General features: G+C 63.4%; 13 protein-coding genes. 8 read left to right on the top strand and 5 right to left on the bottom strand.

The genetic code is table 11. The features are described 5' to 3' along the window. The first annotated feature begins 101 nt into the window (after window positions 1-101). Genes glmU through AC2FMM_RS02840 form a run of 3 tightly spaced genes read left to right on the top strand, consistent with a single transcriptional unit; the run spans window position 102 to window position 3975 of the window. The gene (glmU, locus tag AC2FMM_RS02850) at window positions 102-1454 is read left to right on the top strand and encodes a bifunctional UDP-N-acetylglucosamine diphosphorylase/glucosamine-1-phosphate N-acetyltransferase GlmU (protein WP_496795744.1); all 1353 of its coding nucleotides are present in this window, start codon (window positions 102-104) and stop codon (window positions 1452-1454) included. Between the two features lie 4 nt (window positions 1455-1458). Further along, complete coding sequence (glmS, locus tag AC2FMM_RS02845) at window positions 1459-3282, top strand: glutamine--fructose-6-phosphate transaminase (isomerizing) (RefSeq protein ID WP_496678917.1); 1824 nt, start codon at window positions 1459-1461, stop codon at window positions 3280-3282. 6 nt (window positions 3283-3288) lie between these two features. Continuing rightward, window positions 3289-3975, top strand: coding sequence for a DNA alkylation repair protein (locus AC2FMM_RS02840; protein WP_496795743.1), 687 nt, complete (start codon window positions 3289-3291; stop codon window positions 3973-3975). On the opposite strand, the gene AC2FMM_RS02835 is transcribed toward AC2FMM_RS02840, so the two are convergent. After that, the gene (locus AC2FMM_RS02835; RefSeq protein WP_496712978.1) at window positions 3963-4376 is read right to left on the bottom strand and encodes a hypothetical protein; all 414 of its coding nucleotides are present in this window, start codon (window positions 4374-4376) and stop codon (window positions 3963-3965) included. The two genes, AC2FMM_RS02840 and AC2FMM_RS02835, sit on opposite strands and share 13 nt — an antisense overlap. A 91-nt stretch (window positions 4377-4467) precedes the next feature. On the opposite strand from AC2FMM_RS02835, the gene moaA reads away from it, so the two are divergent. Continuing rightward, window positions 4468-5475 carry a GTP 3',8-cyclase MoaA gene (gene moaA / locus AC2FMM_RS02830; protein ID WP_496686078.1) on the top strand — a complete coding sequence of 336 codons (1008 nt, stop codon included), beginning with the start codon at window positions 4468-4470 and terminating at the stop codon, window positions 5473-5475. A gap of 1 nt (window position 5476) precedes the next feature. Beyond that, window positions 5477-6787: a 3-deoxy-D-manno-octulosonic acid transferase gene (locus AC2FMM_RS02825; RefSeq protein WP_496795742.1), complete on the top strand. Its 1311-nt coding sequence runs from the start codon at window positions 5477-5479 to the stop codon at window positions 6785-6787. A gap of 39 nt (window positions 6788-6826) precedes the next feature. On the opposite strand, the gene AC2FMM_RS02820 is transcribed toward AC2FMM_RS02825, so the two are convergent. Genes AC2FMM_RS02820 through AC2FMM_RS02805 form a run of 4 tightly spaced genes read right to left on the bottom strand, consistent with a single transcriptional unit; the run spans window position 6827 to window position 12228 of the window. Then, the gene (locus AC2FMM_RS02820; RefSeq protein WP_496686073.1) at window positions 6827-7990 is read right to left on the bottom strand and encodes a M20 aminoacylase family protein; all 1164 of its coding nucleotides are present in this window, start codon (window positions 7988-7990) and stop codon (window positions 6827-6829) included. 26 nt (window positions 7991-8016) lie between these two features. Then, window positions 8017-9180: a M20 aminoacylase family protein gene (locus AC2FMM_RS02815; RefSeq protein ID WP_496795741.1), complete on the bottom strand. Its 1164-nt coding sequence runs from the start codon at window positions 9178-9180 to the stop codon at window positions 8017-8019. Window positions 9181-9235: 55 nt separating this feature from the next. Next, window positions 9236-10402 carry an acetylornithine deacetylase gene (gene argE / locus AC2FMM_RS02810; RefSeq protein ID WP_496795740.1) on the bottom strand — a complete coding sequence of 389 codons (1167 nt, stop codon included), beginning with the start codon at window positions 10400-10402 and terminating at the stop codon, window positions 9236-9238. Window positions 10403-10407: 5 nt separating this feature from the next. Further along, complete coding sequence (locus tag AC2FMM_RS02805) at window positions 10408-12228, bottom strand: ABC transporter ATP-binding protein (RefSeq protein WP_496795739.1); 1821 nt, start codon at window positions 12226-12228, stop codon at window positions 10408-10410. Between the two features lie 283 nt (window positions 12229-12511). On the opposite strand from AC2FMM_RS02805, the gene AC2FMM_RS02800 reads away from it, so the two are divergent. The 3 genes from AC2FMM_RS02800 to AC2FMM_RS02790 all read left to right on the top strand — a co-directional run bounded on the left by AC2FMM_RS02800 (window position 12512) and on the right by AC2FMM_RS02790 (window position 16285). Then, window positions 12512-14218 (top strand): peptide ABC transporter substrate-binding protein, encoded by a 1707-nt coding sequence (locus AC2FMM_RS02800; protein WP_496686066.1) that lies wholly within the window; start codon window positions 12512-12514, stop codon window positions 14216-14218. A 95-nt stretch (window positions 14219-14313) separates the two neighbouring features. Next, a complete protein-coding gene (locus tag AC2FMM_RS02795; RefSeq protein WP_496678900.1) occupies window positions 14314-15321 on the top strand; it encodes an ABC transporter permease in 1008 nt (335 codons plus the stop codon). Continuing rightward, a complete protein-coding gene (locus tag AC2FMM_RS02790; RefSeq protein WP_496678899.1) occupies window positions 15314-16285 on the top strand; it encodes an ABC transporter permease in 972 nt (323 codons plus the stop codon). The genes AC2FMM_RS02795 and AC2FMM_RS02790 overlap by 8 nt, the downstream gene beginning before the upstream one ends. Window positions 16286-16289 lie beyond the last annotated feature (4 nt).

The raw sequence follows: 16289 nt of genomic DNA, 5'->3' as shown, positions 1-16289 counted from the left end.
TCGTGTTGCAAACGGCAATCTTGTTTGATGGCCGAACGGCTTGCGCCCCTGCCCCCAGCGGATAAAACGGACCTCGACAAAACAAAAGAGAAAACGCATTCATGAGCACTGCCCTTGTCATCCTTGCCGCCGGAAAAGGCACCCGGATGAATTCGGACATCCCAAAGGTTTTGCACCCGATCGCCCAGGTCCCGATGCTGGTGCACGCCATGCGCGCCGGTTCGGTCCTGGCACCCGAACGCACGGTCATCGTCACCGGCCACGGCTCGCAGGCGGTGGCCAAGGTCGCGCAGGCCGAGGATGAAGACGCGCGCATCGTCGTGCAGGACCAACAGTTGGGCACCGCCCATGCCGTCGCCCAAGCGCGCGAGGCGCTGGACGGGTTCATCGGCGACGTGGTCGTTCTGTACGGTGACACCCCGTTTCTGCAGCCCGACACGCTGGAGCGCATGATCGCCGCGCGGGCTGACAACGATCTGGTGATCCTTGGCTTCGAGGCCGCCGACCCGGCCCGGTACGGCCGTTTGGTGATGAACGGCGACGCCCTGGAGCGGATCGTCGAGTTCAAGGATGCTTCAGATGAAGAACGCGCCATAACCTTCTGCAACTCAGGCCTTCTGGCCTGTGACGCGGGCACCCTGTTCGACCTGATCGACGCGGTCGGAAACGACAACGCCTCGGGCGAATACTATCTGACCGACGTGGTCGAGATCGCGCGCGACCGCGGCCTGAAGGTCACCGCCGTTTCGTGCGACGAGGCGCAGACGCTGGGCGTGAACTCGCGCGCTGATCTGGCCGCCGCCGACGCCGTGTTCCAGGCCCGCGCCCGGGCGGAGTTGCTGGATCTGGGCGTCACCCTGATGGCCCCCGAGACGGTCTATCTGGCCGCCGACACGGTGATCGGTCGCGACACGGTGATCGAACCAAACGTGGTCTTCGGCCCCGGTGTCACCGTCGAAAGCGGCGCGACGATCCGGGCGTTTTCGCACCTGGAAGGCTGCCATGTCAGCCGCGGCGCCGTGGTCGGCCCCTACGCCCGGCTGCGCCCTGGGGCGGAACTGGCCGAGAACACGCGTATCGGCAATTTCGTCGAGATCAAGAATACCGAGATCGCCGAGGGCGCAAAGGTCAATCACCTCAGCTATATCGGCGATGCGTCGGTGGGCGCGGGCACGAATATCGGCGCGGGCACCATCACCTGCAACTATGACGGCGTGATGAAGCACCGCACGGTGATCGGCGAGAACGTCTTTGTCGGTTCGAACACTATGCTGGTGGCCCCGGTCACCGTGGGCAGCGGCGCGATGACGGCCACCGGCACCATCGTGACCCGCGACGTCGAACCCGACGCCCTGGCGGTGGGTCGCGCCAAACAGGAAAACAAGCCGGGCTATGCCCGCAAGCTGTTCGAGATGCTGAAGGCGAAAAAGGCACGCCGGGACAAGGGAGCCTGAGTAAATGTGTGGAATTGTTGGCGTATTGGGCAAGCACGAAGCGGCGCCCATTCTGGTCGAAGCACTGAAACGGCTGGAATACCGCGGCTATGACAGTGCGGGCATCGCAACCATAAACGGCGGCAAGCTGGGCCGTCGGCGCGCGGTGGGCAAGCTGGTCAATCTCAGCGACCTGCTGGTGCATGACCCCCTGCCTGGCAAGTCGGGCATCGGGCACACGCGGTGGGCGACCCATGGCGCACCCTCGGTCAGCAACGCGCACCCGCATCAGGCCGGACCGGTTGCCGTGGTCCACAACGGCATTGTCGAAAACTATCGCGAGCTGCGGGCCGAACTGGCCGAGAACGGAATCGATTTCCAGACCGAGACCGACACAGAAACCGTCGCGTTGATGACCGAATTCTACATGAAATCGGGGCTGGGCCCGGTCGAGGCCGCCTTCAAGACCATCGACCGGCTGCAAGGCGCCTTCGCGCTGGCCTTCCTGTTCGACGGCGAGGATGACCTGATCGTCGCCGCCCGCAAGGGCTCGCCGCTGGCCATCGGGCACGGAGATGGCGAGATGTTCGTCGGCTCGGACGCCATCGCGCTGGCGCCGCTGACCGACCGGATCACCTATCTGGAGGAAGGCGACCGCGCCGTGGTCACCCGCAATTCGATCGAGATCCGCAACGAGGCGGGCGAAATCGCAAATCGCGAGATCCGCAAGATCCAGCTGGATCAGACCCGAACCGACAAGGGCGGACACAAGCATTTCATGGCCAAGGAAATCGCCGAACAGCCGGTGGTGGTGGCCGAGGCGATCCGCTCGTACCTGCCCACCGGCAGCGACCGGGTGGTTCTGCCGGATGCGGATCTTGATTTCTCCAAGCTGGACCGCCTGACCATGGTGGCCTGCGGCACGGCCTTCTATGCCTGCCTGACCGCCAAATACTGGTTCGAGCAACTGGCCCGGATGCCGGTCGAGGTCGATATCGCCAGCGAGTTCCGCTATCGCGAACCGCCGATCACCGACCGCACGCTGGCGCTGTTCGTCAGCCAGTCGGGCGAAACCGCCGACACCCTGGCCGCGCTGCGCTATTGCGAGGGCAAGGCCGACAAGATCGTGTCGGTGGTCAATGTCCCCGAAAGCTCGATCGCGCGGGAAAGCGACGTGGCGCTGCCCATCCATGCCGGGGTCGAGATTGGCGTTGCCTCGACCAAGGCCTTCACCTGCCAGCTGAGCGTTCTGCTGATGCTGGCGCTCAAGGCCGCGGCCGACCGGGGCACGCTGGACGACGATGCGCTGGCCGATCACGCCGCCGCGCTGCGCGGCCTGCCGACGCTGCTGAACGCCGCGCTGGACCAGGAGGAGGCGATCCGGAAATCCGCGCAGCGCCTGTCCGAGGCGCGCGACGTTCTGTTCCTGGGACGCGGCCTGATGTACCCGCTGGCCCTCGAAGGCGCGCTGAAACTCAAGGAAATCAGCTATATCCACGCCGAAGGCTATGCCTCGGGCGAGCTGAAGCATGGCCCCATCGCCCTGATCGACAAGCACATGCCGGTGGTGGTGATGGCCCCGCGCGATGCGGTGTTCGACAAGACCGTGTCGAACATGCAAGAGGTCATGGCGCGCAAGGGCAAGGTCATTCTGGTCTCGGACGACGACGGGATCGCCGATGCCAAAGACGGGGTCTGGAGCACGATCCGTATGCCGCATGCCCACGCCTCGGTCGCGCCGATCCTGTATTCGGTGCCCGCGCAGCTGCTGGCCTATCACACGGCCGTCGCCAAGGGCACCGATGTGGACCAGCCGCGTAACCTGGCGAAATCCGTCACGGTCGAGTAAGCCGTCATGCCGGAAAGCCCTCTGGACCAGATCAAGGCGCATGCCGACCCGGACCGGGCCACCCAGATGGCGGCCTATCACAAGGTCGATCGCCCCTATCTTGGCGTACCGAACCCTGTGCTGAATGATCTGACCAAAAGCTGGCGGCAGCAGATGGACGTAGACGCCCGTGTCGCGCTGGCCGATCAGCTGTGGCAGACCAACATCCACGAGGCGCGGCTGGCCGCCGCCAAGCTGCTGACGCAGGCGCGCATCCGCCCCGATCAGGCGGTTTGGGACCTGCTGCAAATCTGGCTGCCCGATTTCGACGCCTGGGCGGTCGCCGATCATGCCAGCATGGCCATGCAAAAGCGCCTGTGGGCTGACCCTTCGCGGCTGGATCAGGTCGAAAGCTGGACCAACTCGGATCACATGTGGACCCGACGCGCGGCACTGGTCGCCACCCTGCCCTGGACCAAGCAGAACCACCCCAAGCCCGAAGATCTGCAGCGCCGCGACCGTATTCTGAGTTGGGCCGCCGGCTATGTCCCCGATCGCGACTGGTTCATCCAGAAGGCGGTGGCCTGGTGGCTGCGCGACCTGTCGAAACATGACCCCGACCGGGTCCGGGCCTTTCTGGCCGCGCACGGTGACGCGATGAAGCCCTTTGCCCGCAAAGAGGCCAGCAAGTACCTGAAAAGTCAATCGGAATAGACGTCCAGCTCGACCAGCTCGTCAAACGGTACCAGCAGAGCGCGCATCGCCTCGAGCGAGAGCCGCCCGCCGCCGCCCTCGGGGCCCGACGCGGGAACCAGCGTCACATAGGCCTGCGCCCCGGTCTTCGTCACCACGACCCTGCCATTCCGCTCGGCCTGCACCAATGGCGTTTCCAGCCAGCGCCCCGGTTTGTTCGGATCGCCTAGCCCCGCGATCGTGCGTTTCGCACCGCTCCAACCGGGTTGCGCCGCCGCAACGGGCTGTGCCGCGACGACCTCGGTTTCCGTGACCACCGCATCCGGTTTAACGGTCGGCGTTTCTGGCGACCGGTCCAAGGTCTGCCGCACCGCATCGCAGCCGGTCAGAAACGCAGGAAGGAGGATAAACAGGTATCGCATGCAACCAACCTACCCCTGCCCGCGCCCGTGTTCCACCCCTCGAGCGCAGTTGCGACTTGCCGTATCGCGTTGCCCGCTTTACCTATTGAGCATGACTGCTCCGCTGATCGATCCGTTTGCCCGCGCAATCACCTATCTCCGCGTCTCCGTCACGGACCGCTGCGATTTCCGCTGTGTCTATTGCATGTCGGAAAACATGACCTTTCTGCCCAAGAAAGAGCTGCTGACGCTGGAAGAACTGGACCGGATGTGCTCGACCTTCATCCGGCTGGGCGTGGAAAAACTGCGGATAACCGGGGGCGAACCGCTTGTGCGCCGTGGGATCATGAGTTTCTTCGACTCGATGACCCGGCATCTGGACAGCGGCGCGCTGAAAGAGCTGACACTGACCACCAATGGCTCGCAACTGGCACGGTTCGCCGACGACCTGTATGCCGCCGGGGTGCGGCGGGTGAATGTCTCGCTCGACACGCTGGACGAAGACAAGTTCGCCCAGATCACCCGCTGGGGGCGGCTGAAACAGGTCTTGGGCGGAATCGATGCCGCGCAGAAGGCGGGGTTGCGCGTGAAGATCAACGCGGTGGCCCTGAAAGGGTTCAACGAGGAAGAACTGCCCAAGATCACACGATGGTGCGCCGAGCGCGACATGGACCTGACTTGGATCGAGGTCATGCCCATGGGTGACATCGGCAACGAGGATCGGCTGGATCAATACTGGTCGTTGAAAGACGTGCGGGCCGAGTACGAAAACCACTATACTGTTACCGATCTGGCCGAGCGCACGGGCGGCCCGGCGCGCTATGTCCGGTTGGAGGAAACCGGGCAGAAGATCGGCTTCATCACACCGCTTAGCCATAATTTCTGCGAAAGCTGCAACCGGGTACGCCTGACCTGTACGGGCGAGTTGTACATGTGCCTGGGGCAAGAGGACATGGCCGACCTGCGCGCGCCCCTGCGCGACCACCCCGACAGCGAAGAGCCGTTGGAACAGGCGATCCGGGCGGCGATCACCCTCAAGCCCAAGGGCCATGATTTCGACTATTCCCGCCAAAAGATCGATGGCCAGATGAGCCGTCACATGAGCCACACGGGCGGCTGACATGTCAGACTTGTCGGGGCGACCCACGGCGCTGTACCGCGTGTACTGCGCGCTGACATCCCTCGCAATGCCGCTGGCCTGGCGCACCGTTCGCGCCAAGCTGCAGTCGGCGGGTGTTTCTGAAATCCGTCAGCGCGAGCGGCTGGGCCATGCGAGCCAGCCCCGCCCCGACGGTCGGCTGATCTGGTTTCATGCGGCCAGCGTGGGTGAGAGCCTGTCGGTTCTGAGCCTGATCAAGCGCATGAGCGAACGGATCGACGATGCGCAGTTCCTGATCACCTCTGGCACCCCGACCTCGGCTTCGCTGGTGGAAAAACGTCTGCCGCCGCGCACCCGCCACCAATACCCCCCGCTGGACAGCGCCGGCCCGGTGGCGCGGTTTCTGGATCACTGGCGGCCCGATGCCGGCGTCTTTGTCGAAAGCGAGATCTGGCCACGACTGATCGTCGAGACCGCCCGGCGCGGGACGCCCCTGGCCCTGCTGAACGCACGCCTGTCCGAGAAATCGGTGGCCGGGTGGAAGAAGCGCCCCGACACCGCCCGCTATGTCCTGAGCCAGTTCCGCCTGTTCCTGACGCAAAACGACCGCACGGCCGCAAACCTGATCGCCATGGGGGCGCCCGTCGATCGGGTGCAACCCGGAACCAACCTCAAGGCCATGTCCGATCCGCTGCCGGTGGATCAAGACATGCTGACGCAGATCCGCGCCCAGATCGGCGCGCGGCCGGTCTGGATCGCCAGCTCGACCCATGCAGGCGAGGAAGAGACCGTTCTGGCCGCCCATGCCGAATTGCTGAACCGCTGGCCCGACCTGCTGCTGCTGCTGATCCCCCGTCACCCTGAACGGCGGGGCGAGGTCTGCGCCCTTGTTGATGCGGCGGGTCAAAGCCATGCTCTGCGCAGCGCCGGGCAGCCGATCACCCGCGACACACAGGTCTATGTGGCCGATACGCTGGGCGAAACCGGAACGTGGTACGCATTGTGCCCGATCGTTTTTCTGGGCGGGTCGCTGAAAGAGATTGGCGGCCACAACCCGTTCGAACCCGCACAGGCCGGGGCCGCGGTGATCACCGGACGGGGTTACTACAATTTCGCCGAGACATTTGCCCCGCTGGTGGACAGCGGTGGCGCGGTCGAAGTGTTCTCGGCCTCGGACCTGAGCGGGGCAGTCGCGCTTTGGCTGTCGGACAGATCGGCGCTGGCAGCAGCGCAAACGGCGGCGCAGTCCTGCGTGAATACCCAGAAATCGGCGCTGAGCGCGGTTGTTGATACGCTATGCGACAAACTGGGCCTGGAGGACGCAGGCCCCTGACCGCAAACGGCAGCGGGGGCCTGCGCCCCCGCTACGGAATCAGGCTGCGGGCATCCGCTGTTCGACGATCTCGGCCCACCAACTGCACCCGGCAGGGATCGCCTCGTCGTTGAAATTGTATTCCGGGTGGTGAACCATCGCCGTATCGCCATTGCCGACCAGGATATAGGCTCCGGGGCGCTCTTCCAGCATGTAGGCAAAATCCTCGCCGCCCATGACCAACGGTGCGACCTCGCAATCGCCCGAGACCGACTTGGCCACTTGGGCCGCAAAATCGGTCTGTTCGTCACTGTTCACCATGACGGGATAGCCGCGCATGTAGGTCACGTCGGCAGTGCCGCCGAACGTGGCCGCGACGCCCGCGCAGATTTCCTTGATCCGCTTTTCGGCCAGGTCGCGCATTTCGCTGCTCATGGTGCGTACGGTGCCCTTGATCTGCACCTTCTGCGGGATCACGTTGAACGCCTTGGACGAGGTCTCGAACGAGGTGACCGAGACGACGACCTGATCGATCGGATCGGCATTGCGCGACGCGATGGTCTGCAACGCCAGAACGGCCTGCGCCGCCATTACGGTCGTGTCCACCGTCTCGTGCGGCTTGGCTGCGTGCCCGCCCCGCCCCTCGAAAGTGATGTCGAACTGGTCGGTCGCCGCAAAGAAAGCCCCCGGCCGGATCGAAAAGCTGCCGACCGGCTTGCCCGGCCAATTGTGCATCCCGTAAACCTCCTGGATGTTCCAGCGGTCCATCAGGCCGTCCTCGCACATCTCGCGGCCGCCACCTCCGCCCTCTTCGGCGGGCTGGAAGATCACCACCACGGTGCCATCGAAGTTGCGGGTCTCGGCCAGGTATTTCGCCGCGCCGAGCAGCATGGCGGTATGTCCGTCATGGCCGCAGGCATGCATTGCCCCCGGTGTTTTCGAAGCATAGTCGAGGCCCGTCGCCTCGTGGATCGGCAGCGCGTCCATGTCGGCCCGCAGGCCGATCACCCGGCCCTTGGTGTCGGCCTTGCCTTTGATCACGCCGACCACCCCGGTGCGGCCAATCCCCGTGACCACTTCGTCGCAGCCGAATTCCTTCAGCTTTTCCGCCACCACCGCGCTGGTGCGGTGTGTTTCGAACAGGATTTCGGGGTTTTCGTGCAGATCTCGTCGCCATGCGGTGATTTCGTCCTGCAATTCGGCAAATCGGTTCTTGACTGGCATTTTCGTCTTCTCTCTCCTTCAAAGCCTCAGGCCGCCGGCATCCGGCTTTCGACCATTTCGGCAAACCATGAGCATCCAATCGGAATGATTTCGTCATTGAAATCGTATTCAGGGTGATGCAGCCCGGCGCTGTCACCATTGCCCAGAACTATGAACGCACCCGGCCGTTCCTGCAACATGAACGAGAAATCCTCGCCGCCCATTACCATCGGTGCCTCGAGGCAGCTGCCGCCCACGGCGATGGCTGCTGCCTCGGCGTGCTGTGTGGGCACTTCGGCGTTGATCGTCACCGGCACGCCACGGGTATAGGTTACCTGCGCAGTTCCGCCCATCGCGGCCGCGACGCTCTGCGTCACCTCGGTCAGGCGGCGCTCGATCAGGTCGCGCATCTCATTGGAATGGGTACGCACCGTGCCACGCACGCGCGCCGATTGCGGGATCACGTTGAACGCGGTCGAAGATGTCTCGACCGAGGTGACTGACAGCACCGCCTGCAGAGTCGGATCGGCGTTGCGCGCCACGATGGTCTGCAGCGCCACCACAAGGTGCGACAGCATGACGGTGGTGTCCACCGTTTCGTGCGGCTTGGCCGCATGCCCGCCGCGCCCTTCCAGATGGATGTCGAACTCGTCCGCCGCCGCCAGCAACGGCCCCGAGCGGATGGCGAATTGCCCCGTGGGCAGGCCCGGCACGTTGTGCATGGCATAGACCTCTTGGATGCCAAAACGGTCCATCAGCCCGTCCCGACACATCGCTTCGGCGCCGTTCCCGCCTTCTTCGGCCGGTTGAAAGATCACCACCGCCGTGCCGTCAAAATTGCGCGTCTCGGCCAGATATTTCGCGGCCCCTAGAACCATTGCCGTATGTCCGTCATGGCCGCAGGCATGCATAGCCCCCGGTGTTTGCGAGGCATAGTCGAGCCCGGTCTGCTCCTGCATGGGCAGCGCGTCCATGTCGGCCCGCAGGCCGATCACCCGGCCCTTGGTGTCGACCTTGCCTTTGATCACGCCGACCACGCCGGTGCGGCCAATCCCCGTCACCACCTCGTCGCAGCCGAATTCCTGCAGCTTTTCCGCAACCAGCGCGCTGGTGCGGTGGGTGTCGTACAAGATCTCTGGGTTCTGGTGAATGTCACGCCGCCACGCGGTGATTTCGGGATGCAATTCGGCAAAACGGTTTCTGACGGGCATGCACGTTTCCTCCACTACCAGCATCCAAGCCTAAAGCCTTGGGCTGGGAAAAAAATCAGGCGGCCAGTTTCTGAACCAACCGCTGCATGAATTGGTGCCCGGCATTGAACTGGGCAACGGTTATGAATTCGTCGGGCTTGTGCGCCTGGGCGATGTCGCCCGGCCCGCAGATCACGGCCGAATAGCCGGCCTCCTGGAACTGCCCCGCCTCGGTGCCATAGCTGACGACATGGGTCGCGTTGTCGCCGGTCAGCGAGCGGACCAGAGCCTCGGCCTCGCCCTCGGGTTCGGGGACCAGCGCGGGAACGGCAAAGCTGGGCGTCACGTCGATCCGCGTCTCGGGGCGGACCTGCTGCATCCGCGCCTCGACCGCGCGCACCTGCGCAAAATAGGCGTCGCGCCATGCGGCGGCACTTTCGCCGGGCACCACGCGGAAATCCATCATGAACCAGCAATCCTTGGCCGTGATGTTATGCGCCGTCCCACCCCGGATCATGCCCACATGGCACGTCGTCCAAGGGGGGTCGAACACCGCCGCCAGCGCGCCGGGTTGCGCGGCCATGTTCTTTGCATTCTGCTGATTGGCCCAGTCGATCAAGGGGGCCGCCTGCATGATGGCATTCACCCCTTCGTGCAGGCGCGAGCTGTGGACCTCGTAGCCCACCACATGCGTGTCATAGCCATAGCTGCCTTTGTGCCCGGTCACCGCCTGCATCATCGACGGTTCCCCCACGATCACCGCCGAGCCCTTGGGTAGAACCTTCTGCATCGCCGCGATCATCGGCGGAGCGCCGGTACAGCCGACCTCTTCGTCAAAGCTCAACGCCAGTTGCAGCGGGCGAGCCACGCCCGCGTAATGCGCCTCGACCAATGCCCAGATCGCCAGCGCGTCGAACCCTTTCATGTCGCAGGTGCCGCGCCCGAAATACTTGCCTTCGCGCTCGGTGACCGTGAAGGGATCGCTTTCCCAGGCCTGCCCGTCCACCGGCACCACGTCGGTATGACCTGACAGAACGACGGCACCTTCGTCCCAAGGCCCGACATGGGCAAACAGAGCCGCCTTGTGCGGCTGGTCGGGATCGGGCCAGCGGTGGGCTTCGATGCCATGACTTGCCAGATAGTCCCCGACCCAGTCGATCAGAGGCAGGTTGCTGTCGCGGCTGACCGTCGGGAACGCAATCAGCCGCGTCATGATCTCGAGCGGTGTCAGGCGCCGCGCCATCGGGATCAATACCCGCTGTCGGTGGTCAGAATGAAATGCCCCGGCTCGACCTCACGGTACTCAGACGGCGCAGGCTGATAGTCGATCGGATGAATGGGCGACGGGATCGGTTTGAAATTCAGGTCTTTTTCCGATTTTCGCTGGTTCGGGTCCGCGATCGGCACCGCCTTCATCAGCGCCTGGGTATAGGGATGCTGAGGGTTCTCGAACACCCGCGCCCGCGGGCCCAGTTCGACGATCCGGCCCAGATACATCACCCCGACATGGTGGCTGACGCGTTCAACCACGGCCATGTCGTGGCTGATGAACAGATAGCTGAGCCCCAGTTCGGACTGCAGTTCCATCATCAAGTTCAGCACCTGCGCCTGCACCGATACGTCTAGTGCAGAAACGGCCTCGTCGGCGATGATCAGCTTGGGGTTCAGCGCAAGGGCGCGCGCGATGGCGATACGCTGGCGCTGGCCGCCCGACATCTCGTGCGGGTACCGGCGCATGAAGCTGCGCGGCAGGTGCACCTTGTCGAACAGCTGCGCCACACGGTCCTGCAATTCCGACCCCGAGGCCACGCCATAATTGCGCATCGGCTCGGCGACCTGATCGACCAGCTGCATCTGCGGGTTCAACGAGGCGAACGGGTCCTGAAAGATCATCTGCATGTCCAGCCGGGCCTTGCGCAGGCCCTTCTGGTCCAGTTTCATGATGTCGACGCCATCGAGGTCCACCTCGCCCGACAGCGGCTCGACCAACCGCAGGATCGACCGCCCCGCCGAGGACTTTCCGCAGCCGGATTCACCGACCAGACTCAGCGTCTGACCCCGGTTCAGAGTGAACGATACATCCTCGACCGCGTGCACGTTCGAGATCGTGCGGCGCAGCAGCCCGCCCTTGACGGGGAAGCGCGTGGTCAGGTTGCGGACCGTCAGCAGCACGTCCTCGGTTCCGGGAATCGGAGCGATGTTCTGGCCCTCGACTCCCAGCAGCTTCATCGGTTCCGGCGCGGATTTGCCGCGCATCTCGCCCAGCTTGGGCACCGCGGCCAGCAAGGCCTTGGTGTAGTCGTGTCGGGGGTTTTCGAAAATCTCGGTGACGGTGCCCTCTTCGACCTTGTTGCCGCGATACATGACCACGACGCGGTCGGCCATCTGGGCGACCACGGCCATGTCATGGGTGATGAACATGACCGCCGTGCCGGTTTCGCGCTTGAGCCGGTCCATCAGGGCCAAGATCTCGGCCTGAATGGTCACGTCCAGCGCCGTAGTCGGCTCGTCGGCGATCAGCAGGCGCGGCTCGCACGCCATCGCCATGGCGATCACCACCCGCTGTCGCATCCCGCCTGACAATTCGTGCGGGTACTGTTTGAGGCGCCGCTCGGGCTCGGGGATGCGGACCTGCTTGAGTAGCTCAAGCGCGCGCGCCTCGGCCTGTGCCTTGGACATGTTTTTGTGGATCCGCAGGCCCTCGGTCAGCTGTCGGCCCACGGTGAAGACCGGGTTCAAAGCGGTCATCGGTTCCTGGAAGATCATCCCGATCTCGTTGCCACGAATCTGCTTCATCAGGTCCTGATCGGACTTGGCCAGATCCAGCTTGTGCCCGTCGCGTCGGTCGAACAGCAGTTCGCCCCCCGCGATCTTGCCGCCGCCGAATTCCACCAGCCGCATCAGCGACAGCGACGACACCGATTTGCCCGACCCCGATTCGCCCACGATGCAGACGGTTTCGCCCGGATGGACCTCGAACGAGACATCCTCGACCCCGACGACCGGTCCATCCTTGGTCTGAAACTCGACGCGAAGTTTTCTGATATCGGCAATAGGCTGGTCCAGCACGCGCGCGCTCTCCTTGAGGGCTTGTTCGATTTGAGTGCCAAACGCTAAGGCGGCGAAGTGGGAAAAGTCAAACCCATTGCCCGATTTCGCTGCGGCAAGGCTTGCAATTTTCCAAAACTCTGTTTCGATACCCCGCGTAACCGCGCCGGAAAACCTGTGCAGGCCGCAATAAGCGAAACCTTTTTTCTTTTCGTTACAGCAGCTTGCCCCACGCGCGGCAACGCCAAGTCCGCAGGCCTTGCGGAATAATCGAGACACGAATGTGTCCAACATGGAGTGTATGATGAAAATCAAAGCCCTTTTGCTCGGTGCGATTGCAAGCACGGCGATGGCCCCGATGGCCATGGCCGAGCGCGGATCGGACGGCAATGTCAGCATCATCTATTGGCAGGCGCCCTCGATCCTGAACCCGTTCCTGTCGGGTGGCACCAAGGATGTCGAGGCGGCCTCGCTGGTGATCGAACCGCTGGCCCGCTATGACCAGGACGGCAACATGGTGCCCTACCTGGCGGCCGAAATCCCCACAGTCGAAAACGGCGGTGTTAGCGAGGATCTGACCTCGATCACCTGGAAGATCGCGCCCGGCATCACCTGGTCGGACGGCTCGCCCTTCACCGCGGCGGACGTCAAGTTTACCGCCGACTACTGCATGGACCCTGAGGGCGGATGTGCGCAGGTGACCAAGTTCGAAGGCGTCACCAGCGTCGAGGCGCTCGACGATCTGACCGTCAAGGTCACCTTCGACAAGCCGACCCCCTTCCCCTATGGCCCGTTCGTTGGCGGGGAAAGCCCGATCATCCAGAAGGCCCAGTTCGAAAACTGCATGGGCGCCAAGGCGCCGGAATGCACCGAACAGAACTTCAATCCGATCGGCACCGGCCCGTTTGTCGTCACCGAGTTCAAGCCGAACGACGTGATCACCTTCAAAGCCAACGACAACTATCGTGATCCGAACAAGCCTGCCTTTGCGACAGTGACGTTCAAGGGCGGCGGCGATGCAACCGCGGCCGGACGCGCCGTGATGGAAACCGGCGAGTTCGACTATGCCTGGAACCTGCAGCTGGCGCCCGAAGTGATCGCGCAAATGCAAGAAGGCGGCAAGGGCACTCCGGTGGCAGGCTTTGGCCCGCTGGTCGAGCGCATCATGCTGAACCAGACCAACCCGTCCCCCGAACTGCCGGAAGGCGAACGTTCGACGGCCAAGCACCCGCACCCGTTCCTGACCGACCCGGCGGTGTACAACGCCATGTCGCTGGCAATCGATCGTCCGCTGCTGGTTGAGATCGGTTATGGCCAGGCAGGCAAAGTTACCTGCAACTGGGTGCCGGCTCCGGCCGCGTTCAACTCGACCACCATGACCTGCGACAAGCAGGACATCGAAGGCGCGAAGAAGCTGCTGGATGATGCCGGGATCGTCGATACCAACGGCGACGGCATCCGCGAAAAAGACGGTGTTCCGCTGAAAGTTGTATACCAGACCTCGACCAACGCCGTCCGTCAGGACTTCCAGGCGCTGATCAAGGAATGGTGGAGCCAGATCGGCATCGAAACCGAACTGCGCAACATCAACGCCTCGGTCTTCTTCGGTGGTGATCCGGGCTCGCCCGACACGTTCCAGAAGTTCTATGCCGACGTTGAAATGTACGCCAACACCTTCAACGGCACAGATCCGCAGTCGTATCTGGGCAACATGCTGTGCGACAAGGCTCCGCGTCCGGACACTCAGTGGCAGGGCGAGAACATCTCGCGCTGGTGCGACCCGGAATATGACGCGCTGCATGCCCAGCTGGCCCAGACCGCCGGCCTGGAAGCCCGCGCCGAGATCGCGAAAAAGCTGAACGACATGGCCGTAATGGGCGGCGCGATGATCCCGCTGGTGCACCGTGGCCGCCTGTCGGCACATTCGAACACGCTGGGTGGCGTCGTTCTGAACGTGTGGGACAGCGAGCTGTGGAACATCGCTGACTGGTACCGCAAGACCGGTTCCTAAGCGTCAGGCTTGCACTGCCGCGCCCCGGTGTCTATCGGGGCGCGGTTACCTGCATCCACCCCAACGAAAAGACGCATGCACAAAGGCGCCTTTGAATGCTCAACTTCACCATTCGACGACTGATCCTGGCCGTTCCGACGCTGTTGTTCATCAGTCTCGTCATTTTCCTGCTGCTCGAACTCGCCCCCGGCGACCCGATGGCGCAGGTTCCGCTGACCGTTCCGCCCGAAGTCAAAGAGAAGATGCGCGAGGCGCTTGGCCTCGGCCAGCCGATGCATGTCCGGTTCTGGAAATGGATCGTGCAGTTCTTCTGGATTGAACCTCAGGTTCTGGTCGATCACATTTTTGGCACTACCTTTTCCGAAGGTGACCTGCGGGTGATTTCGTGGCAGACCCGCTCGCCCGTCATGGACATCGTCGTTCAGCGCATCCCGCAGACCCTGTGGGTTGTCGGCACCGCCTATGTGGTCGCCATCCTGATCGCGCTGCCCATCGGCATCTATTCGGCCTATCGCCAGTATTCATGGTTCGACCAGATGGGCACCTTCGTGTCGATGGTCGGCTTCTCGGTCCCGCCGTTCTTCTCGGGAGTGCTGGTAATCGTGATCTTTTCGGTCCAGCTGGGCTGGTTCCCGTCGATCTATGACACGACGCATGTGGTCAATGACTGGGACAGCTTCGTCGTTCAGCTTAAACAGATGATCATGCCGGTGATGGTGCTGGCGCTGCAGATCACCGCGCAGCTCAGCCGGTTCATGCGCGCCTCGATGCTGGACAACTTGAACCAGGACTACGTCCGTACCGCCCGCGCCAAGGGCTTGAGTGAGTACACCGTCGTCATGGTGCATGTCCTGCGCAACTCGATGATCCCGGTGGTCACTGTGATCGCCTTGGGGATTCCGTCGATCTTCGGCGGCGCCATCATTACCGAGCAGGTATTCAAGGTGAACGGCATCGGACAGCTGCTGATCGGTGCCATCCAGGCCAACGACCTGCCGATGGTGCAGACCCTGACCTTCATCTTTGCCGTGCTGATCGTCCTGTTCAACCTGATCGCCGACGTTCTCTATGGCATTCTGGACCCGAGGATCCGCTATGACTGACAAGGATCGCTTTGTCCCCGACGAAGGGCTTGCGCCCGCTTCGACCGCTCTGCCCGCCGCGGACGTGGTCGAGGAATTCACCGCCCCGCCCCGCAGCCAGTGGCGCGATGTGTGGGACCAGTTCAAGACCCACAAGGGCGCCATGATCGGCGCGATGCTGTTCATCTTCATCGTCGCGGCCGTCTATCTTGGCCCGTTCCTGTGGACCATCGACCCGACCCAGATCGACATCCGTGCCCGCAACCAGGGGCCCAGCTGGGCCCATCCGTTCGGTACCGATCAGCTGGGCCGGGACATCTTGGCCCGGATGATGTCGGGGGGGCAGACCTCGGTCTCGGTCGGCATCACCGCGATGCTGCTGGCGCTGTTTCTTGGGTCGTTCATCGGCGTGGTCGCCGGGTTCTTCAAACGGTTAGACGGGCCGCTGATGCGCCTGACCGACCTGTTCCTGGCCCTGCCGCTGCTGCCGCTGCTGCTGGTGATGATGTTGCTGTTCCGCGAGCCTCTGTCCGCTGCGTTCGGGCTCGAGCGTGGGATCTTCATCCTGATCGTCTGCGCCATCGGCATCACCTCGTGGATGCCTACGGCGCGGATCGTGCGCGGCGACGTTCTGGCGATCAAGGAACGCGAATTCGTTCTGGCCGCCCGCTCGATCGGCACCAGCAACACGCAGATCATCACCCGGCACATCCTGCCGAACGTACTGTCTCCGATCATGGTGTCGGCCACGCTGGGCATCGCCACGGCGATCATCACCGAAAGCGCGCTGTCCTTCCTGGGGCTGGGCTTCCCGCCTGATTTCCCCACCTGGGGCCGGCTGCTGTTCGATGGTGTTGATTATCTGCAGCAATACCCCGAGCGTGTGTTCTGGCCCGGCCTGGCGATCTCGCTGACCGTTCTCAGCGTGAACTATCTGGGCGACGGCTTGCGCGATGCGCTCGATCCGCGGATCCGCGGACGCTGAACAA

It is taken from the genome of Ruegeria sp. BHSC043, from assembly GCF_059612985.1.
The sequence above is the reverse complement of the archived record's forward strand: the minus strand, read 5'-3'. Positions and strand labels throughout refer to the sequence as shown.